This window comes from Photobacterium kasasachensis (genome assembly GCF_050336885.1).
GTDB classification, from domain to species: domain Bacteria; phylum Pseudomonadota; class Gammaproteobacteria; order Enterobacterales; family Vibrionaceae; genus Photobacterium; species Photobacterium kasasachensis.
Genome location: NZ_JAKJSH010000006.1, coordinates 360342 through 380271, shown reverse-complemented (window position 1 = coordinate 380271; position 19930 = coordinate 360342). Strand labels below are relative to the sequence as shown.

Here is a 19930-nt window from a genome sequence, read left to right as displayed (position 1 = left end):
TGCCTCAGAGCAACAGTCCATAGTCCAATCAGCCAAATGTCACCCACACCGAGCCTGCCCCTACAAGCACAGAGCCCAAAATCGGTACGATAATGAACTTACGCAGTGACTTGGCACCAATAACACTCGCCATGCCCATTTTAATCAGGCTGTTAACGGAAGCAGCAATAAAGATTCCCAGCATTGCCGTATTCACCAGCAAGCCATTGGCACTCTGCCTGCCCAGTGCCAGAGTGATGGCATCGACATCGGTAATGCCTGAAATCGCCGCGAGCAGCAGCGTTCCGGTATTCCCAAACCAGTCTTGCAGCAAATTAGCCAGCAACATGATCGCCAGCAGCACGATGCCGAAAAAGAATGCCGAGGACAACGCCAGCGGATTTTGTTTTACCTGCGGTGACTCATCCGTCTCAATCTTGTAGTGAGTCCAGATCCAATATGCTGGAAGATAAAAGCCCAGCATCATCAGCAGCATTGGTAGCCATAGCATTTCGACCAGGGTGTAGTTCACAACAGAGCAGACAAATAAGATACGCGGAAACATAGTTCCGCAGCTGATCAGGATCCCGCTAGCCAGCAATCCGCTGAGATGCGCCTGCTGTTTGGAAAGGTGTGAAAACTGCAGTGTCAATGCGGTCGAAGAGCTCAGTCCCGCAAAGAGACAGGTAAACAAGATCCCCTTTTCGGCGCCGCCAATCTTGATTGCAAAATAACCGACAAAAGAAATACCGGCAATCAACACCACCATCCACCAAATCTCATAGGGATTGACGGCCTGCCATGGCCCCATCCCCTGATTGGGCAGCAGTGGCAGCATCACAACAGAGATCAGTAACAGGCGCAGGGCAGCATCCAGCTCGTACTCCTGAAGCTTCATCAGTGCCGTATGCAGCTCTTTCTTGTTATCGAGAATAATGGCAGTGATCACCGCCGCCGAGGCTGCGATCACCGGCTCACCGACAACTGCCAGGCTACCCAGCAAAAAGGTGATCAGCATGCCGACCAAGCCTGTAATGCTGAGGTTTACTTTTACTTTTTGGCTCTTGATGTAGGCGACGATAATCAGGACAGAAAAGGCAAAGAGAGAAAAGCCGAGAAAAAGCTCTGAAAAGAACGATGCCAACAGGCCGCATATGCCTCCCAGCAGGCCAATCAGCGAGTAGGTACGAATACCGGCGATACGTGATCCCGCGGCTTCATTACGATCGACCCAGCCACGCTGGATACCGATAATAGCGCCTAGCATCAAAGCTATGAACAAACGCCAGAACGATGAATCAAAATCGAATGCCACATCCATTTTCGCGCTCCTCAGCCTACTCCAACCACGGCCGAAATAATGAACAACAATTCCCTGTTTAGTCTAAGTGTATGAAAAAATACATTGCTGAACATCGATATCCATCGAAACTTTGATCGACTCCGGTCCAAAAGAAACGCCCGGCATTAGCCGGGCGTTATTAGACATTATCACGGTAAATTGTCTATCCCAGAGATTGGTTGATCTCGGCGAGCACAGCCGCAGGATCGGCCGCTTTGGTTATCGGGCGTCCAATGACCAGGTAATCCGAACCGGCCTGAACAGCCTCGACTGGCGTCATCACCCGGCGCTGGTCGCCAGCAGCACTGCCTGCAGGGCGGATACCCGGAGTAACCAGCTTGAACGCTTCGCCAAGCTCAGCCTTCAGCATACCCGCTTCCTGGGCCGAGCATACCACTCCATCCAGGCCGCTGTTCTTGGTCAGCCGTGCCAGATTCAGCACATGCTCCTGCGGCTCAGCCTGGATACCGATGCCACGCAGATCCGCCGCTTCCATACTGGTAAGCACCGTCACGCCAATAAGCAACGGGCGGTCTTTGCCATACGGCTCGAGAATGTCACGCGAGGCCGCCATCATACGTTCGCCACCGCTCGCATGGACATTGACCATCCACACCCCGAGATCCGCCGCTGCCGCAACCGCCCGGGAGCAGGTATTCGGAATATCATGGAACTTCAGGTCCAGAAATACAGAATGGCCCCGATCATGCAGTTTACGCACAAAGTCAGGGCCAAAATAAGTAAACATCTCTTTGCCAACTTTCAGTCGACAACTTCCCGGTTCAATACGGTCAACGAACGCCAGGGCTTCGTCTTGGCTTGGGTAGTCGAGAGCGACAATCACTTTTGGGTCTAACATGGCATCTCCTGCTTAGTTATTGTTCAATCCTCCCCAGCGCGCTGAGGGCGGTCAGGATTGTACAGTAAAATCATTTTTTTTCGAGCATTAATTGAATATTGAACCGAAGCCACTAAAAGCAGCACTCTTCTTTGCCAGCCAATCGTTTTACCTCAGTAGCAAACATATCGGGGTTTGAAAAAGTGGTATCCGGCAAGGGCTAAACGACTAACCTGTCAAGCCCGCCTCACCGCTTTCTCAACACTCTGCATTTTGCTGTGATTAGGGTATATTGACCTGACGATTTGTACGATAAAGGGTGAGGCCCGTTTTCATAACAGGTCACCCTATCCACTAAAACTTTGCAAGGATGCGAGTGTGTTTGAGAAAGTCATCGGTATATTATTCCCCGTCTTTGCGATTGTGCTGATCGGCTACGTGATAAGCCGACATCTCAAGCCCGACTTCAAACCAATCAATCGCATCAACATGGACGTGTTTGTCCCGGCTCTGATCTTCTCATCACTGGTAACCATGAAGCCTGATACAACTCAGGTTACCCTGCTCGCTGCCGCAACCTGTGCCGTCTTGCTCCCCGGGCTGCTGATGTTCGCCCTGTGTCGGTTCAGGAAAATCACCTTCAAGGCCTGGGGGCCGCCACAGATGTTTCGTAACAGTGGCAACCTCGCGATCCCGCTCTTTAGCTATACCTTTGGTGATACCGCCATCGGATCTGCTGTCTTGCTGTTTGTAGTCTCGACCACCTTGCATATCACCGTCGGGATGGCCCTGCTCAGCAAAAAGGGCCCCCTGTCGTTACAGCAGCTGTTGAAAACCCCTCTGTTACTGGCCACACTGGCTGCTCTTGCCTTTAACCTGCTGGAGATTCCGGTCTGGCGGCCCGTTTACGAGGCAACCCAACTTCTGGGCCAGGCATCGATCCCGGTAATGCTGTTATCCCTGGGCGCACAGATGGTCAATCTGCGCATGGCAGGATTGCGTATCGGCCTGATGACGACCCTGTTCAGTCTTGGCACAGGTGCCATCACCTTTGCCGTGATTTACCTCTTCATCCCGCTTCCCCACCAACAGCTGCAAATGATGGTGCTGTTTACCATGTTGCCGCCGGCCGTCATGAACTACCTTTTTGCCGAGCGGTTTAACGTCGAGCCGACCAACGTGGCGTCGATGGTGCTGTTTGGCAACTTCTTTGCGGTAGTCACCCTGCCAGTCTTATTGTGGGGTGCGCTGGCGCTATGATTAGATAGTGACCCTGATAAAGTTGAAGCCCAAAAAAAAGCCCGTTCAGCAGAACGGGCTTTTCAACATTATTCGCCATCAAGGCCGCGGATCGGTTTGACAGCTCCCCAGCTTTTACAAGACGGGCACTGCCAATACAGTGAATGGGTCGCGAATCCGCATTTGCGGCAACGGAAATGGGGCTTAATCTTCAGTTGCTCACCGACAAGCGATCGCAGGGTTGTCAGGCTGTCTTTTGCCCGTCCCTCTTCCGCCTCATCCAGGTGGTAATCCATCAATTGATAGAAACCTTTCATTGTCGGGTTCTTGGTGAGCTGGCGGGTCATGAATGTCTGGGCCATCACAGAGCCTTCATGCTTGGAGATCTCATCGGCCAGCATTAGCTCAGCCGTTGCCCCGGCCTTCTGCTCGACACATTGGCGCAGGTATTTCAGCCAGCCAGTCTCATTGTTGGTGGCTTCGTAGCACTGCAGCAGCATTGGCAGCGTTTCGCTGACATAATCGATATCCTGCTCGACCACCCGCTCCAGCTGTTTGGCGGCCGTCTTATAGTCTTCGGCACTGATCAGAATTTTCGCCATCATTATCGATGCTCGAACACAGGTTTTATCCGCTGACAATGCTTTTTTCAGAAACTGTTTGGCTTTATCCGAGTTCAGGGCGCTCATTTCGAGCATAGCCATCTCGCACCAGTAATGGGCGATGTCATGCTTTAGCTTGGTTTTGCCCATTTTCACCAACTGAGAGGCCACCTCGATGGCTTTTTCCCATTCGCGGGTCTGCTGGTAAATTGTCAGTAACTGCTGCAGCGCCCCTTTGCGGTGATCGGGTTCATCCAATAATTGTTCGAAGATTTTTTCGGCACGATCAAAAAAGCCGGCAGCCATGTAATCTTTTGCCAGTTGCTGCAGCGCCAGATTTCGCTGATCTATGGTTAGGTTGGGGCGGGCAATTAAATTCTGGTGAATGCGAATGGCGCGATCAACCTCACCCCGGCTGCGGAAAAGGTTTCCCAGAGCAAGGTGAGTATCAATGGTTTCGCTATCAACCTGGAGCAGCTCTATAAACACATCAACCGCTTTATCTGACTGATCAGATAACAGCAGGTTCAAGCCAGTCACATACTGGCGCGACATGTGGTGAGACTGCTCCTGTTGTTTGTTACTAGCGCTCCTGTTACCCATATACCAGCCATAGGCAGCGGCAATCGGGAGTAACAGGAACAACAGCTCTAGCATTAACGATTATTCCTTAACAGGCTCAGCACGTAGCTGGTTCAGCTCTTGCTGTTGTTTGGCTACCTTTTTGCTTAGGCGGTTTCTTGAGAAACGGGTTTTCAGATACAGCAGGCCACAAATCAACCAACCAATCGCAAAACCGGAACCGAATGCAATACCAAGCAAAGTAGATAGCTGGAACTCACCCTGAGCTACAAGAAAATCGAAATTTACCAGCTGCTGGTTCTGGGCACCAAGAGCCAGCGTGAGCAAAAAGCAAACAGCTAAAATCAGAAAGCTAATTATCTTCATCGTAAATCCTTCTCACTTGATCAAAAGTTTGATGGGTTGATTATGCAAGATTTTGACACATCAGACCATGATCAATAGACATAAAAAAACGGCATACTATCAGCATGCCGTTTTTTTGTTCTAATCACGCTTAACCAGCAGCAATTGCCGAGTTAACTCGATCGCGCAATTCCTTACCAGGCTTGAAGTGCGGGACGTACTTGCCGTCCAACTCAACCTTGTCGCCTGTCTTAGGGTTACGACCGACGCGTGGAGCACGGTAATGCAATGAGAAGCTACCAAAGCCACGGATTTCAATACGATCGCCCTCAGAGAGAGTGGTCGCCATGTGCTCAAGGATTTCCTTGATTGCATCTTCTACCTGTTTGGCAGAAAGATGTGTTTGTTGACTACACAGTCTTTCAATTAATTCAGACTTTGTCATAAACACCCCGTTTTTAGTATGTTTCTCAATAGTATAACCGCTTAGGGGGAAAAGTGATCCCCCTTAGCTCAATTATTCGCCTTTAGCCGCTTTGAAAGCGTCAGCCATAGCGTTACCGAAAGAAGCATCTTCTTGCTTGTTCAGGTTAGCCATTGCTTCTTGCTCTTCAGCAACGTCTTTAGCACGAACAGATAGGTTGATTACGCGGTTCTTACGATCAACGCCTGTGAACTTAGCTTCAACAGAATCGCCAACAGAAAGAACTAGAGTTGCGTCTTCAACACGGTCAACAGATGCTTCAGAAGCACGTAGGTAACCTTCAACACCTTCAGCTAGCTCGACAGTTGCGCCTTTCGCGTCAACAGCAGTAACAGTACCAGTAACTAGAGCACCTTTCTTGTTAACTGCAACGAAACCGTTGAATGGGTCTTCTTCGATCTGCTTAACGCCAAGAGAGATACGCTCACGCTCTGCGTCTACTGCTAGAACTACTGCAGAGATTTCGTCGCCTTTCTTGAAGTCACGAACTGCTTCTTCACCTGAAACATTCCAAGAAATGTCAGATAGGTGAACTAGACCGTCGATGCCGCCTTCTAGACCGATGAAGATACCGAAGTCAGTGATAGACTTGATCTTACCAGTTACGCGATCGCCCTTAGCTTGCATTTCTGCAAATGACTGCCATGGGTTAGCTTTACACTGCTTAAGACCTAGGCTGATACGACGACGCTCTTCGTCGATATCAAGAACCATAACTTCAACTTCGTCGCCCACGTTAACAACTTTAGATGGGTGGATGTTCTTGTTAGTCCAATCCATCTCAGAAACGTGAACAAGACCTTCAACGCCTTCTTCGATTTCAACGAAGCAGCCGTAGTCAGTTAGGTTAGTTACGCGACCAGAAAGCTTAGTACCTTCTGGGTAACGCTTAGCGATTGCTACCCATGGATCTTCGCCTAGCTGCTTAAGACCTAGTGATACGCGAGTACGCTCACGGTCGAACTTAAGAACTTTAACGTTGATTTCATCGCCAACATTAACGATTTCGCTTGGGTGCTTAACGCGTTTCCAAGCCATATCAGTGATGTGTAGAAGACCGTCAACACCGCCAAGATCAACGAATGCACCGTAGTCAGTAAGGTTCTTAACGATACCTTTAACTTCCATGCCTTCTTGTAGAGAAGCAAGTAGCTCGTCACGCTCAACGCTGTTTTCAGATTCGATAACTGCGCGGCGAGAAACAACAACGTTGTTGCGCTTCTGATCAAGCTTGATTACTTTGAACTCTAGCTCTTTGTTTTCTAGGTGAGCAGTGTCACGAACTGGACGTACGTCAACTAGTGAACCAGGTAGGAACGCACGGATGCCGTTAAGTTCAACTGTGAAGCCACCCTTAACTTTACCGTTGATGATACCAACAACTGTTTCAGCATCTTCGTAAGCTTTTTCAAGCTGGATCCAAGCTTCATGACGCTTAGCTTTTTCACGAGAAAGTTTAGTCTCACCGAAACCGTCTTCGATTGCGTCAAGTGCTACGTCTACTTCTGCACCGATTTCGATTTCAATTTCGCCAGCAGCGTTTTTGAATTCGTCAGCAGGGATAGAAGACTCAGACTTAAGGCCAGCGTCTACAAGAACGTAACCGTTCTCGATAGCTACTACAGTACCTTTAACGATCGCACCTGGGCGAGTTTCGATTTCGTTTAGAGACTCTTCAAAGAGTAAAGCAAAAGATTCAGTCATTATTTAATCTTCAATATGATTAACAACCATGGGTATCCTACCGCATGGGGTTGGTAGTAATGTCAGTATTCATCCGTGACACCGACGCCATCATGCTGATCACTCAGCAGATAATTTTTTTTCAACATAAGCCAATGCCTGGGCAGTAACTTGCTCTATTGACATCTCAGTAGAGTCTAGCACCAAAGCATCAGCAGCGGGACGCAACGGAGCCACCGCACGGTTGCGGTCGCGATCGTCGCGTTCCTGAATTTCGCTTAAAAGACTGTCAAAGTTAACATCTAAGCCTTTCTGTTGCAACTGGTTCATGCGGCGATTTGCACGCTCTTCCGCACTGGCATCAAGGAAGATTTTCACTTCTGCGCCCGGGAAGACCACGGTCCCCATGTCACGACCGTCGGCAACCAGTCCTGGCGCCTCGCTAAATGCACGCTGACGACGCAGCAGTGCTTCGCGCACGCGTGGCAATGCGGCCACTTTTGATGCGGCCATGCCCGTTTCTTCTCGACGAAGCTCGCCGGACACATCCTCGCCTTCAAGAATAACCTTGACCAGCTCGCCTTCGGCCTTGAACTGAACATCAAGGTGTGCCGCTAGCGGAACCAGCGCATCTTCAGATTCAAGATCAACACCATGGTGAATAGCTGCCAGTGCCAGTACGCGGTAGATCGCACCGGAATCAAGCAGTTTCCAGCCCAGTTTTTCTGCCAATAGCATACATAGCGTCCCCTTGCCGGCGCCGCTTGGCCCATCAACAGTGATCACTGGAGCATGAGTAGACATAGGTTTTCTCCGAATTCGTTCAAATATCGAGCTTTAATACCAAACATTTAGCCAATGGCGCTGGCCAATAGGTTTGGTATTACAGCTCACAAACGGGGGCGTATTATACGGGAAAAAAACCGTGAGTACTATCAAATCGAATTACTCAAACCACCGAATGTTTGTTATCTGGCATTGTTGCTGGCCCACAGAAGACAAAAACCCGCCAGGTAGCGGGTTTCTCTAATAACAGAATGACTTAGCGGTTTATTAGCTTAGCAACTTAGCTCGGCCAGCTTGTCAAAATAGTCCGGGAAGGTCTTCGAGGTACACTTGGGATCATTAATGGTCACCGGGGTATCGCTCAGTGCCACCAGCGAGAAACACATCGCCATCCGGTGATCATCATAGGTATCAATCGCCGCATGCTTAAGCTGCGCCGGCGGGGTAATGATAATGTAGTCACTGCCCTCCTCGACCTCGGCACCGACCTTGCGCAGCTCGGTAGCCATTGCAGCAAGGCGATCGGTTTCCTTGACCCGCCAGTTATAGACATTGCGGATCGACGTCACCCCGTCAGCAAACAGCGCTGCCGTCGCAATGGTCATTGCCGCATCCGGGATATGGTTGAAGTCCATATCGACAGCCTTTAGCTCACCACGGCGTGCAATTACATAATCGTCGCCCCACTCAATCTCAGCACCCATCGCTGCCAGTGCATCGGCAAACTGAACATCCCCCTGGATACTCTTCTTGCCAATACCGGTTACTTTCACTTGCCCGCCCTTGATAGCAGCCGCTGCCAAAAAGTAAGATGCCGACGAGGCGTCGCCCTCAACCAGAAACTCGCCCGGCGCCTGGTAGATCTGACCTGCCGGAACAACAAACTCCTGGTAGTCACGGTTCTCTACCGTCACCCCGAACTGGGCCATGATATGCAGAGTGATATCAATATAGGGCTTGGAAACCAGCTCGCCTTTGATCCGAATTAGGGTATCGGCCTTGGCCATGGGTGCCGACATCAAAAATGCGGTCAGAAACTGGCTGGAGATAGAGCCATCGATTTCGACTTCTCCCCCCTGAAGGCCCGTTCCCTTGATTTTAAGCGGTGGATAGTTGTCATTTTCCAGGTAGGTAATCTCAGCACCGGCAGTGCGGAGCGCCTCTACCAAGTGGCCGATCGGACGCTCCTTCATCCGAGGCTCACCAGTCAGAACAAACTCTCCCTCTCCGAGACATAATGCCGCGGCTAACGGACGCATCGCGGTACCGGCATTACCCAGGAAGAGTTCAAGCGCCTGCTCGGGTTTGAACGCCCGACCCAACCCGGTGACTTCGCAGACTGTTTTGTCATCGGACAACTGATAGCTCACACCCAGCTGCTTGAGGGCATTGAGCATGTGACGGATGTCGTCGCTGTCGAGCAAGTTGGTAAGTCGCGTGGTACCTTGAGCTAACGCCGCCAATAGAAGGGCACGGTTTGAAACACTCTTCGACCCCGGTAGATTTACTTCGCCATTGATCTGATTTATCGGCTGTAACGTTAAACTTTCCATCTGTTATCTATTCAATCCTGTTTTTTGGGCGTTCCAGCAGATTAGCGAATAATGTCTCAGTTAGCTAGTACTGATTAAACCCAATCGATGTCACAGAAAATGGTAAGATGAGTCAGCCGTAAATTCGCAGGCATCCAGAGAAATTTTTCATAACAAGGAGAAAGATGTGGCAGCTGAAACACCCAAAGTCGGGGTCGGTGTGATCATTGTTAACGACCAGGGAAACGTCTTGATTGGCAAAAGGAAGAATAGCCACGCGCCCTACTATTCGATCCCCGGAGGCCACATGGACATAGGAGAGACCTTTACCCAGTGTGCTGCGCGCGAGATAGAAGAGGAAACCGGGCTGCTGATTAAAAACCCAAAAGTCATTGCCGTCACCAACAACCTGCAAACCTACCATGAGTCCGGCAAGCACTATATCAGTGTGACTGTGCTGGCCACCGAATTTAGCGGTCAGCTGGAGCTACGCGAGCCTGATAAGTGCGAGGGTTGGCAATGGGTCGATCCTGCTCACCTTCCCCTGCCGCAGTTTGATGCCAGCGAGCAGGCTATTCGCTGCTACCTGGAAAAACGCTTTTGCCTTGAGTAATACCAATCTATACCCAAACTACCTCAAGATGCAGAATTCAGAGTGAGTCCAGCGAGCTCAGTTCAAGGAAAATGACGGTAGGAATGGCTATTCCCTTTCAACGTTATTTGACACAGAAATGGGGTCGCTGGCTCACTCCCAAAGGGCGAGTTTACTTGGCTTCTATGCGTTGTTACCGATTATTAATTTAGAGCCACTAGATTTTCTAATCGGTGCCTAGCCTACAAGCCAAGTAATTCTCGCTGAAACGAGCATCTTGAGGTAGTTTGGGTATACATATATAAAAACCGGTGTCGTGGACACCGGTATTGTTGTTTGTCGGGTTCTAGCACTCGAACTTGAGGGATGCATTATCCACCCAGTCTTCACCAAGGATCTCAATGGCCAGGGATGAAATACGCTGCATCACTGGAAGTGTCGTCAGCCCGCTAAAAATCAGGCCGCAAGAGTCTGAAACAAAGAAGCGCTTTAAAAGATTGGCAAGCAAATTGATTCGAGCTTCCTGCTGACCATCGAGGCTCCTCGTCAGTGACAGGGTAAGGTTGTCTGCACCGGCAACAATGCATAACTTTGCTATATCATTAAGCTCATACTCGGACGCAATTTCATCCAGCGGCAAGCGAAGGTTAAGTGTGTGATGGCCGCATTGTTCCTTAAGCGAAACCAGCATATTAAAAATATCGTGGCGCAGTGCGGAGCGATATAGCGCAAGCGGAAAATCAACTTCGACTTCTGCAATAGCGCTGTCGCTTGCAGCCGCTGTATGCGGAAGCATCGCTTCGCTGTCGCTACCTGAAAAGTACCTTGTGCTCACAAGGTGCTTTTTCAGTGAATAAAAGAATGGCTTCTGCTGATTGAAAACCAGGTAACACGTTGCATCCTGCAGCTGTTGACTCGCCTTATGCTCACTAAACAAAGAAGTCAGGCACTCCTTGTCGCGGCCTTGCAAACTCAGTAACTGAAAATCTGATGCTTTCTTTTGATATACATTTGAGTTCATCATCGTTCTAGCTAATCCCTCGCAATAATTTCCCCATATGATACAAGAAAATAGCCTCGACACTGTTTCCGCTGAGGGAAACTGTGTTTATTGATGTGATTAAATTTTGTACAAAAAGTGTGACTTTTGGCGGCTGCAAAAAAAATTTACAGCCGCTAAACTGTCGCTGCCTACAAGACTAAGTAAATACTAGCGTCGTCACTGGTTGACATCTAACCGGCATAGAGTCAGGTCGCTCCCGTTCGCACTGTCTGTACGCAGGCATTCAATATCAACCCACTGGCCGTTAAATTGAGCAAGGCTATTATCAGAAGCGGTATAGCCCCAAATCGTATTGCTCTCGACCAGACCTTCAAGGCTGATCTCATTATCTTTATCCTCACGCCTGATACGCTTGAGTACAAATTGATTGTTGATGTGTTTCCCTGATAACTCAAGCCATTGGCCATTCAGGCTCCCCGACGTTAAGGTTAAGCCATCTTCAATACGGGTAAGGCTATCGGCCATAAAGGTAATGCCATTGACTGACAACTCGCCATTAACAAAACTTGTTTCACCTTCAACCTTGAACTCTATATTACCGGGCGCAACAAGCTGGTTCTCAAAATCAACCTTGGTTGCTATTAACGAATCACCTGACTGCACCAGATCCAGCTCCACAATTGTCCCGGTAATGAGGTTATTGATTGTACCGTCATCAAATAAGGTGCCGCTAGTTACGCTGACAAGCAAATGCCCTGCCACTTCAAAGATTGTTTTATCATCGCTGACCCAAGTAACAATCCCTTCAAACTCAAGGCCATTAAAATCTTGGTTATCCCTTATATCGATGAAAGATGCGACAAAGACGCCGTTATTAAACTGGCCAAACACTTCCAGCCACATCCCGTTCGCCAGACTACGTCCATCTTCGATAGAGGCATTGCTGAAATCAACAAGCACGATTCCCAGCATAAAGGTATTACTGCCATTGTCCCCCAATGCCGAAACTGTGCCTTCTATTTCAGCATTGAGTAATGGGTCCACAGCGGTTATAGCGCTTACCGACCAACTACCGTCAGGCTGAATTTGGGCAAACACCATCACCCAGTCCCCCACAGACAGTTCGCTAGACCCAAAGCTAAACGTTACGCCGTTAACGGTAACCGTATTGGCGGACACTGCAGTTACCTGTCCGGCTACAGCAGGCTCCAGGCCTATAGTTTGGGCAAGCCCGTTTAAACTGCTTATCTCAACTCTCGTACCTGCAACCACAGTCTCAAAGCTAAAGCTTTGGTCATCGTAGTTGACTGTGGCACTAGAGGCATCAAGATCATGTCCGCTTACTCCCAACTGGAGATCAGAGTAGGACACAGTATCTACCGTGCCATTAATTTTTACCGATGTGCCAGAGCCTGAGCCATCAGATCCAGAGGAGCTGTCTCCTCCGCAACCAGCTATCAAGCTTGCGTATACTGCGACACTTAATAATTTTCTCATTGTTATACCTATGTCGTTTCGCCAGTACTCAATAACCAATAACGACAATATCAGCCCCCATACCCCTTACGATGAAAATCGTTACTGGCAGTTATGAGCGGTGTTACTTACACCACTCCCAGACATCGGTTAGCGTAGTGAACAAAAGAAGTATCTTAAGAATTAGAATTGAGACAACGATAAGCAGAAGCACGTTAACGTTGCTTTGCTCTTTCTGGAAACAGGAAAATAAATTGATATATCAAAAGGTTGATAATGGATTAACCGTAATGTCAAATCTATGACAAAAAAGCCTCTCGACAGAGAGGCTTAGATTTATTGAATCAGAACTACTACAGGTTTCTATGCGTTTTCTTGCTCAAATTTCATCATAAAGTCTACCAATGCCTGCACGCCCTCGAGCGGCATGGCATTGTAGATAGACGCCCGCATACCGCCGACAACACGATGCCCCTTCAGTGCCTTCAGGCCGGCAGCATCCGCCTGCTCAAGGAACACTTTATCCAGTTCCGGCTTTTTCAGCTGGAACGGAACATTCATCAGCGAGCGGTTCGCAGGGTGTACCTCGTTGCGGTAAAAATCAGACTGATCAATAAAGCGATATAGCACTTCCGCCTTGGCCTCATTGCGCTTTTGCATCTCTTCGACCCCGCCGATCTCTTTTAGCCACTTAAACACTTCCCCGGCCAGATACCAGGCAAAGGTCGGCGGCGTATTGAACATCGAGTCCTTATCAACCAACACGGTATAGTCAAGAATACTCGGCAACACCTGCTTGGCCTTTCCGAGCAAATCATCACGAACAATAACAATCGTCAGACCGGCCGGACCGATATTTTTCTGAGCACCGGCATAGATCACACCGTATTTCGATACATCGATTTTTCGTGACAGTATGGTCGAAGACATATCGGCAACAATCGGTTTGTCTGTCACTGGCAGATCACGGATCTCGATACCGTCGATAGTTTCATTGGGACAAAAATGAACAAATGCAGCATCACCTGACAGCGGCCACTCAGATGCAGGCAATACCGCCTTCTTGCCGTCACGCTCACAGGTGATATCAACAACATTCGGTTGACAGTATTTCTCGGCTTCCTTGGCCGCACTGTTAGCCCAGTAACCACCATCCATATAGTCGGCGGTATCGGCTTCACCTAACAAATTCATCGGTACCGCCGCAAACTGGCCGCGAGCACCACCGTGACAGAAGAGTACATGGTAGTTAGCAGGGATCGACAGCAACTCTCGCAGATCTTTTTCTGATTGCTCGGCAACCGCAAGAAACTCCTTGCTGCGGTGGCTAATTTCCATCACAGAGGTGCCCAGGCCGCTCCAGTTAACCAATTCTTTCTGTGCTTTCTGTAAGACATCTGCTGGGATCATTGCCGGACCAGCACAAAAATTGTAGACCTTTTCCATGATGTAAGACTCGCTCCTGCTCTGCATAGGGATAATATAGCTATTTGTCACATCTGGAGCCCGCAGGCTAAGTGTGACAAAGATCAATTACTTTTGTTTTTACACCTTTATGCGTACGCTGAAAAGCCTTAACAACAAGTATTTCTGCAAAAAAGAACAACTGACCGGATATTCAGAGCAAACTGAACAATTCACAGACTCAACAGGAAAAATAGCAGCCGTTTGGGCTCCCCTACTCGTGGTTACTGAACACCCAGTGCCAGCTTAGATTCCCGCACCCCTTCCTGGCCCGTATCGGCATCAACCAATTGCAACTTGCTCCTCGCCGACATTATGCCCATTTTAACTTCCTGCCAGATATAGTAGAGGCGGCCTTTGGCGACATCGACTTCAAGCTCTGCCGTGTTTTCCGCTTCAGAGCTAATAGTGTGCTTGCCTTCCGGAAGTTCAGTAAACAAATAAGTCTTTGCTGCAGTCTGCCCCAACGGCTCGCCATTGACAGAGACATCCATCTTTACTGCTGCACCAAAGGTCTCATTACGATAGATATATACCCCGGCCTTTTCAGAGTTCGCTGCAAAATGCTTCAGCTCAGCATCTTTCGATGAATCAGCCAACGGGACACTGGCGCAGCCTGTCATGATAAGTGCCAGGCCTGCAACGGCGAATAATCTCTTGAACATATCAATTCCTTCTTTACTTATAACTACATAACCTTGTTAGCTTCAGCCTGGTTTATGTTTATATTATTCAAAAACTTACAATCATCAGGCGTTTTTGATAATAATAAAGTCATCAAGAGAAGTTATTTCGGAAGAGGGATTTTGCGAGCTACTCCCTGCTAGTAAATATGGAGGGAAAGCTGTTTGATGATTATTTGGCACATTTGAATATAAAAAAAACGCAGCCCGTAGGCTGCGTTCTTGTTAAGCAAGTCTGTCGTGAAGCTTATTCTTCGTCAGTAGAAGGTGCTTCATCAGAATCTGATTGCTCGGCTGAATCGGCGTCGGTATCAGCAGCTTGCGCTTCTGTTACTTCTGCATCTTCGATATCGGCATCAATGATGTCTTCCTCTTCAGGCTCATCGATACGCTGCAGGCCAACAACCAACTCTTCTTCAGCAGTACGGATTAGTGTAACACCCTGGGTATTACGGCCAACGCGGCTGACTTCAGAAACACGAGTTCGAACTAACGTACCACCATTGGTGATCATCATGAACTCATCGCCGTCTTCGGCCTGAACAGCACCGACAACTTTGCCGTTACGCTCAGAGACCTTAATCGATACAACACCTTGTGTCGCACGGCTCTTCGATGGGTACTCTTCGAGCGAAGTTCGCTTACCGTAACCATTTTCGGTTACAGTCAACACGTCACCCTCGTTGTGAGGAACGATCAGAGACACCACTTTGTCGCCGTCGGCCAGTTTCATACCGCGGACACCCGCAGCAGTACGGCCCATACCGCGTACTTGCTCTTCAGAGAAGCGGACCACTTTACCCGCTTCGGAGAACAGCATGATTTGATCGGTACTGTTTGTCACATCGACCCCAATCAGCGAATCGCCTTCACGTAGGTTCACCGCAATGATACCTGCGCTACGCGGACGGCTGAAGTCAGTCAGAGGTGTCTTCTTAACGGTACCGTCTGCCGTGGCCATGAAGACGAACTTATCTGCTTCGTATTCTTTAACCGGCAGGATTGCAGTAATACGCTCGCCGTCTTCCAGAGGAAGGATATTGACGATAGGCTTACCACGCGCGGTACGGCTCGCCAATGGCAGCTGGTACACTTTCAGCCAGTACATACGGCCACGGCTAGAGAAGCACAGAATGGTGTCGTGCGTATTGGCAACCAGCAAACGCTCAATGAAGTCTTCATCCTTCATTCGCGTTGCCGCCTTACCCTTACCACCACGACGCTGAGCTTCGTAGTCACTCAGCACCTGGTATTTCACGTAGCCTTCGTGTGAAAGCGTAACAACCACATCTTCCTGAGTGATCAGATCCTCAAGATCGATATCATGGCTAGCGGCAGTGATTTCTGTACGACGCGGATCATTGAACTGCTCTTTAACCAGTTCAAGTTCTTCACGGATCACTTCCATCAGGCGCTCAGAGCTACCTAGGATATGCAACAGTTCAGCAATTTCTTCCAGCAGCGCTTTGTATTCGCCAAGGATCTTCTCGTGTTCTAGACCGGTCAGCTTGTGTAGGCGCAGATCAAGGATTGCCTGTGCCTGCTGCTCTGTCAGGTAGTACTGGTTGTCACGAATACCGTATTGCTCTTCCAGCCATTCCGGACGTGCCGCATCGGTACCGGCACGTTCCAGCATTGCAGCAACGTTACCCAGATCCCAACCACGCGCAACCAGGCCAGCCTTCGCTTCAGCAGGTGACGGAGCACTCTTGATCAGCTCGATAATTTCATCGATATTGGCCAGCGCCAGTGCCAATCCTTCAAGGATATGGGCACGCTCACGGGCTTTGCGTAATTCGTAAATAGTACGGCGTGTCACCACTTCACGGCGGTGGTTCACGAAGCACTTCAGCATCTCTTTCAGGTTGAAAAGCTTAGGCTGACCATTGTCCAGCGCAACCATGTTGATGCCGAATGTCGTCTGCAGCTGCGTCTGAGCGTACAGGTTGTTCAGAACAACCTCGCCAGTCGCATCACGTCGACACTCGATAACAATACGCATACCGTCTTTGTCTGACTCATCGCGCAGGGCACTGATGCCTTCAACTTTCTTATCTTTAACCAGCTCGGCGATTTTCTCGATCAGGCGGGCTTTGTTCACCTGATACGGGATTTCGGTAACAATAATGGTCTCTTTGCCATTCTTGTCCGCTTCGATCTCGGCTTTTGAGCGCATGTAAACTTTACCGCGCCCCGTCTTATAGGCATCAATGATACCTTTGCGACCGCTGATCAGTGCCGCAGTCGGGAAGTCCGGACCTGGAATATATTCCATTAGCTGATCAATGGTGATGTCTTCATCATTGATATAGGCCAGGCAGCCATCGATGACTTCGCCAAGGTTGTGCGGCGGAATGTTCGTTGCCATACCGACGGCAATACCCGAAGAACCGTTAACCAGCAGGTTCGGAATTTTCGTAGGCAGTACTGCCGGAATTTGTTCAGTGCCATCATAGTTAGGCACATAGTCAACCGTTTCTTTGTCTAGATCGGCCAGCAGCTCGTGGGCAATTTTTGCCATACGAACTTCGGTATAACGCATCGCAGCCGCGGAGTCGCCATCGATAGAACCGAAGTTACCCTGACCATCTACCAGCATGTAGCGAAGAGAGAAAGGTTGCGCCATACGTACGATGGTGTCGTAGACCGCACTATCACCGTGTGGGTGATATTTACCGATTACGTCACCAACCACACGGGCTGATTTTTTATATGCTTTATTCCAGTCATTGCCTAGCACATTCATCGCGAACAATACGCGACGGTGCACTGGCTTAAGGCCATCACGCACATCCGGAAGAGCACGACCCACGATAACTGACATCGCGTAGTCGAGGTATGAGCCTTTCAGCTCCTCTTCAATGTTTACGGGCGTGATCTCTTTTGCAAGATCGCTCATGGAGCCAATATCCCTCAGGTAATTTCTGTCGTATTTTTATACGTGCAAGGTGCGAGAATATAGCATAAATCAGCCTAGATAGGCACACCTTTCACAATTTATGTTGTGAGTAATTTAGCGGATTTACCAAAAATCAGACACTAACTTGACGCCTTTCTGGCATTAATCACGCTCAAACGGTTATTTTTCACCCACTTCGATGAATTGAGATTTTTCTCAAAATAAAAAAAGTGCTACCAATTGTAAAAAATGGATCTTGTCGCTTTTTATGCAACTTAGCGCAACGCCTGACTGGGAGCTGAATGGTTATCTGATCAAGGTCACTTTAATCATCATAGTGCGGCGTAAAATTGCTGTTGCACCCACCGTTTAGCAATATGAAACGGACCTGTACACTAATATTTTTCAAAGGAAAATAAGTGAGGTCACTATGTTAGGCAAAGCAATCAACACCATCGGACTGTGCATCATTGGCGGTAAATACATTTTAATGCTAATTCTCGCTGCAATGACGGTTTTTTCAGGCTCTTTCAGCCCTGAATTACTGGCATTTAACAATAGTTAACAATGATCATACCCCAAGCACCCTACTCCCAGAGTCGTGTAAAAACGAACAGGAGAAAACCTGAAGCAGTAGCCTTGATCTGCTGCTTCCTTTTCTAGGAACGTCCAAAATCTGCTGCCTGCCCCCCCGCCGCTTATCGTCTGCCCAGGCAACAAAAACTATTATTTCCTGCTCCGGTCTTCCGCTATAATGTCGCCACCAATAAAGGAAATGGCGATAAGAATGACCAAGCAGTTGAATGTCGATCCGGCAGAAATCAGTAAATTTGAAGAAATGGCCTCCCGCTGGTGGGATCTGGAGGGTGAATTCAAACCACTTCATCAAATCAATCCATTACGCCTGAATTACGTCATCGATAATGCTGGCGGCCTGTTTGGCAAAAAAGTCCTTGATGTAGGTTGCGGCGGTGGCATTCTGGCCGAAAGCATGGCTGTAGAAGGCGCAAACGTAACGGGCCTCGACATGGGTAAGGAACCGCTTACTGTCGCTCGCCTTCATGCACTGGAAACTGGCACCAAACTGGAATATGTCCAGCGAACCGCCGAAGAGCATGCCGACATGTTCCCGCAAACCTACGATGTCGTGACCTGTATGGAGATGCTTGAACACGTACCGGATCCCGCTTCCGTCATCGCGTCATGTGCCAAAATGGTGAAGCCTGGCGGCCATGTCTTTTTCTCGACCCTCAACCGCAACATCAAATCCTACTTGTTTGCCATTGTCGGGGCCGAGCAGCTATTGAAACTGGTTCCCAAGGGAACCCACGATCACAATAAGTTCATTCGACCGTCAGAACTGATTGACATGATCGACCAAACCCCGCTGCAGGAGCGCCACATTACCGGCCTCCACTATAACCCGCTTACCGACAACTACTGGTTGGGTAACAATGTAGACGTCAACTACATTGTCCATACCGTCAAACCCTAACCGGTTTCGCAAGGGCGCTTTTCGGCGCCCTTCAATAAAACCCGGATACTACCTCTTCAGCGACTTTCGACACACCCTCGCTTTCTGCGGCTACAATAAGAAAAGTAACTCGCAATATTTTACGTTACCGCCAACTATTTCAATTGGATAAGGTACGATAGTCCCCTCTTTATGATAAGGATATTGTAATCATGAGCCTGCCTATCAGAGCCGTACTGTTTGATCTCGACGGTACTTTACTGGACACTGCGCCCGACATGGCCGAGGCCGCCAACAAAGTACTGGCGGACTATGACCACGGCCCGCTCACCGAGGAACAAATTCAGGCCAATACCAGTTACGGGGCTAAAGGGCTGCTAACCGCGGGCTTCGGCTCTATTCCCTCCCACCTGGATGCCCAGCAGCTCAGACGTGAGTTTCTCGGCTATTACCAGCAGAACATCTGCGAGGGCACATCCATCTACCGCGGCATCAACCGGCTACTCGCCTATCTCGATCACCAGCGTATTCCCTGGGGGATCATGACCAACAAGCCCGGTTTTCTGACCGAGTTGCTGCTACCGTTTTTCCCTGAGCTGCAAAAAGCACAAGTCATTGTATGTGGTGATACGCTAACCGTTGCCAAACCGCATCCCGAGCCATTGCTTCACGCAAGCGAAATGCTTGGCATCGCGCATACGGCGTGTGCCTATATCGGTGACATAGAAAAAGACATGATAGCGGCCAATGCTGCCCGTATGCATGGGTATGTTGCCGGTTGGGGATATATCGGTGAGGATCATACCCCGAGCACCTGGCAGGCCAAAGGTATCCTGCCAACGCCCGAAGCGTTGATAGATATGCTTGAGCTGCAGAACAACCATCAGGGCTCAGAATAAGTCATTTCTTAATCAATAAGTTCACAGC

At 49.2% G+C, this 19930-nt stretch carries 18 protein-coding genes; 5 read left to right on the top strand and 13 right to left on the bottom strand.

The genetic code is table 11. From position 1 onward, the window contains the following. Positions 1–28: 28 nt before the first annotated feature. Positions 29–1300, bottom strand: a complete 1272-nt coding sequence (locus tag L4D19_RS09405) for an MgtC/SapB family protein (protein WP_428452246.1) — start codon at positions 1298–1300, stop codon at positions 29–31. Positions 1301–1484: 184 nt separating this feature from the next. Next, positions 1485–2180 (bottom strand): orotidine-5'-phosphate decarboxylase, encoded by a 696-nt coding sequence (pyrF, locus tag L4D19_RS09400; protein WP_428452245.1) that lies wholly within the window; start codon positions 2178–2180, stop codon positions 1485–1487. 357 nt (positions 2181–2537) lie between these two features. On the opposite strand from pyrF, the gene L4D19_RS09395 reads away from it, so the two are divergent. Then, positions 2538–3419 carry an AEC family transporter gene (locus L4D19_RS09395; RefSeq protein ID WP_428452244.1) on the top strand — a complete coding sequence of 294 codons (882 nt, stop codon included), beginning with the start codon at positions 2538–2540 and terminating at the stop codon, positions 3417–3419. A gap of 68 nt (positions 3420–3487) precedes the next feature. On the opposite strand, the gene lapB is transcribed toward L4D19_RS09395, so the two are convergent. The 6 genes from lapB to aroA form a co-directional block, all read right to left on the bottom strand. Continuing rightward, positions 3488–4657 carry a lipopolysaccharide assembly protein LapB gene (gene lapB / locus L4D19_RS09390; protein WP_160648169.1) on the bottom strand — a complete coding sequence of 390 codons (1170 nt, stop codon included), beginning with the start codon at positions 4655–4657 and terminating at the stop codon, positions 3488–3490. A 6-nt stretch (positions 4658–4663) separates the two neighbouring features. Further along, positions 4664–4948 (bottom strand): LapA family protein, encoded by a 285-nt coding sequence (locus L4D19_RS09385; protein ID WP_075766542.1) that lies wholly within the window; start codon positions 4946–4948, stop codon positions 4664–4666. Positions 4949–5078: 130 nt separating this feature from the next. Then, entirely contained in the window at positions 5079–5372 is a 294-nt protein-coding gene (gene ihfB, locus L4D19_RS09380; protein WP_075766543.1) for an integration host factor subunit beta, read from the bottom strand. Between the two features lie 72 nt (positions 5373–5444). Beyond that, the gene (gene rpsA / locus L4D19_RS09375) at positions 5445–7115 is read right to left on the bottom strand and encodes a 30S ribosomal protein S1 (protein WP_160648168.1); all 1671 of its coding nucleotides are present in this window, start codon (positions 7113–7115) and stop codon (positions 5445–5447) included. Positions 7116–7214: 99 nt separating this feature from the next. After that, entirely contained in the window at positions 7215–7898 is a 684-nt protein-coding gene (gene cmk / locus L4D19_RS09370; protein ID WP_428452243.1) for a (d)CMP kinase, read from the bottom strand. Between the two features lie 254 nt (positions 7899–8152). Beyond that, the gene (gene aroA, locus L4D19_RS09365; protein WP_160648167.1) at positions 8153–9433 is read right to left on the bottom strand and encodes a 3-phosphoshikimate 1-carboxyvinyltransferase; all 1281 of its coding nucleotides are present in this window, start codon (positions 9431–9433) and stop codon (positions 8153–8155) included. A 166-nt stretch (positions 9434–9599) separates the two neighbouring features. On the opposite strand from aroA, the gene L4D19_RS09360 reads away from it, so the two are divergent. Beyond that, positions 9600–10025: a nucleotide triphosphate diphosphatase NUDT15 gene (locus L4D19_RS09360; RefSeq protein ID WP_428452242.1), complete on the top strand. Its 426-nt coding sequence runs from the start codon at positions 9600–9602 to the stop codon at positions 10023–10025. Positions 10026–10350: 325 nt separating this feature from the next. On the opposite strand, the gene L4D19_RS09355 is transcribed toward L4D19_RS09360, so the two are convergent. The 5 genes from L4D19_RS09355 to gyrA form a co-directional block, all read right to left on the bottom strand. Next, positions 10351–11028 (bottom strand): hypothetical protein, encoded by a 678-nt coding sequence (locus L4D19_RS09355; RefSeq protein WP_428452241.1) that lies wholly within the window; start codon positions 11026–11028, stop codon positions 10351–10353. A gap of 195 nt (positions 11029–11223) precedes the next feature. Beyond that, on the bottom strand, positions 11224–12504 hold the full coding sequence (locus L4D19_RS09350) for a DUF5666 domain-containing protein (RefSeq protein WP_428452240.1): 1281 nt from the start codon (positions 12502–12504) through the stop codon (positions 11224–11226). A 342-nt stretch (positions 12505–12846) separates the two neighbouring features. Further along, entirely contained in the window at positions 12847–13929 is a 1083-nt protein-coding gene (gene serC / locus L4D19_RS09345; protein ID WP_428452239.1) for a 3-phosphoserine/phosphohydroxythreonine transaminase, read from the bottom strand. A gap of 242 nt (positions 13930–14171) precedes the next feature. After that, entirely contained in the window at positions 14172–14612 is a 441-nt protein-coding gene (locus L4D19_RS09340; RefSeq protein WP_428452238.1) for a DUF2846 domain-containing protein, read from the bottom strand. Positions 14613–14877: 265 nt separating this feature from the next. Further along, positions 14878–17529 carry a DNA topoisomerase (ATP-hydrolyzing) subunit A gene (gene gyrA, locus L4D19_RS09335; protein WP_428452237.1) on the bottom strand — a complete coding sequence of 884 codons (2652 nt, stop codon included), beginning with the start codon at positions 17527–17529 and terminating at the stop codon, positions 14878–14880. Positions 17530–17959: 430 nt separating this feature from the next. Here gyrA and L4D19_RS09330 point away from each other — a divergent pair, with 430 nt between their 5' ends. The 3 genes from L4D19_RS09330 (at position 17960) to L4D19_RS09320 (ending at position 19902) form a co-directional block, all read left to right on the top strand. Next, complete coding sequence (locus tag L4D19_RS09330; RefSeq protein ID WP_275690342.1) at positions 17960–18094, top strand: hypothetical protein; 135 nt, start codon at positions 17960–17962, stop codon at positions 18092–18094. Between the two features lie 222 nt (positions 18095–18316). Beyond that, positions 18317–19024, top strand: coding sequence for a bifunctional 2-polyprenyl-6-hydroxyphenol methylase/3-demethylubiquinol 3-O-methyltransferase UbiG (gene ubiG, locus L4D19_RS09325; protein ID WP_428452236.1), 708 nt, complete (start codon positions 18317–18319; stop codon positions 19022–19024). A 191-nt stretch (positions 19025–19215) separates the two neighbouring features. After that, on the top strand, positions 19216–19902 hold the full coding sequence (locus tag L4D19_RS09320) for an HAD family hydrolase (RefSeq protein WP_428452235.1): 687 nt from the start codon (positions 19216–19218) through the stop codon (positions 19900–19902). The last annotated feature ends 28 nt before the right edge of the window (positions 19903–19930 follow it).

Excerpts from the sequence above, each read along its gene's own strand:
- L4D19_RS09405 (WP_428452246.1), bottom strand. The coding sequence starts at position 1,300 with ATGGATGTGGCATTCGATTTTGATTCATCGTTCTGGCGTTTGTTCATA.
- pyrF (WP_428452245.1), bottom strand. The coding sequence starts at position 2,180 with ATGTTAGACCCAAAAGTGATTGTCGCTCTCGACTACCCAAGCCAAGAC.
- lapB (WP_160648169.1), bottom strand. The coding sequence starts at position 4,657 with ATGCTAGAGCTGTTGTTCCTGTTACTCCCGATTGCCGCTGCCTATGGC.
- L4D19_RS09385 (WP_075766542.1), bottom strand. The coding sequence starts at position 4,948 with ATGAAGATAATTAGCTTTCTGATTTTAGCTGTTTGCTTTTTGCTCACG.
- ihfB (WP_075766543.1), bottom strand. The coding sequence starts at position 5,372 with ATGACAAAGTCTGAATTAATTGAAAGACTGTGTAGTCAACAAACACAT.
- rpsA (WP_160648168.1), bottom strand. The coding sequence starts at position 7,115 with ATGACTGAATCTTTTGCTTTACTCTTTGAAGAGTCTCTAAACGAAATC.
- cmk (WP_428452243.1), bottom strand. The coding sequence starts at position 7,898 with ATGTCTACTCATGCTCCAGTGATCACTGTTGATGGGCCAAGCGGCGCC.
- aroA (WP_160648167.1), bottom strand. The coding sequence starts at position 9,433 with ATGGAAAGTTTAACGTTACAGCCGATAAATCAGATCAATGGCGAAGTA.
- L4D19_RS09355 (WP_428452241.1), bottom strand. The coding sequence starts at position 11,028 with ATGATGAACTCAAATGTATATCAAAAGAAAGCATCAGATTTTCAGTTA.
- L4D19_RS09350 (WP_428452240.1), bottom strand. The coding sequence starts at position 12,504 with ATGAGAAAATTATTAAGTGTCGCAGTATACGCAAGCTTGATAGCTGGT.
- serC (WP_428452239.1), bottom strand. The coding sequence starts at position 13,929 with ATGGAAAAGGTCTACAATTTTTGTGCTGGTCCGGCAATGATCCCAGCA.
- L4D19_RS09340 (WP_428452238.1), bottom strand. The coding sequence starts at position 14,612 with ATGTTCAAGAGATTATTCGCCGTTGCAGGCCTGGCACTTATCATGACA.
- gyrA (WP_428452237.1), bottom strand. The coding sequence starts at position 17,529 with ATGAGCGATCTTGCAAAAGAGATCACGCCCGTAAACATTGAAGAGGAG.
- L4D19_RS09330 (WP_275690342.1), top strand. The coding sequence starts at position 17,960 with ATGTTAGGCAAAGCAATCAACACCATCGGACTGTGCATCATTGGCGGT.
- ubiG (WP_428452236.1), top strand. The coding sequence starts at position 18,317 with ATGACCAAGCAGTTGAATGTCGATCCGGCAGAAATCAGTAAATTTGAA.
- L4D19_RS09320 (WP_428452235.1), top strand. The coding sequence starts at position 19,216 with ATGAGCCTGCCTATCAGAGCCGTACTGTTTGATCTCGACGGTACTTTA.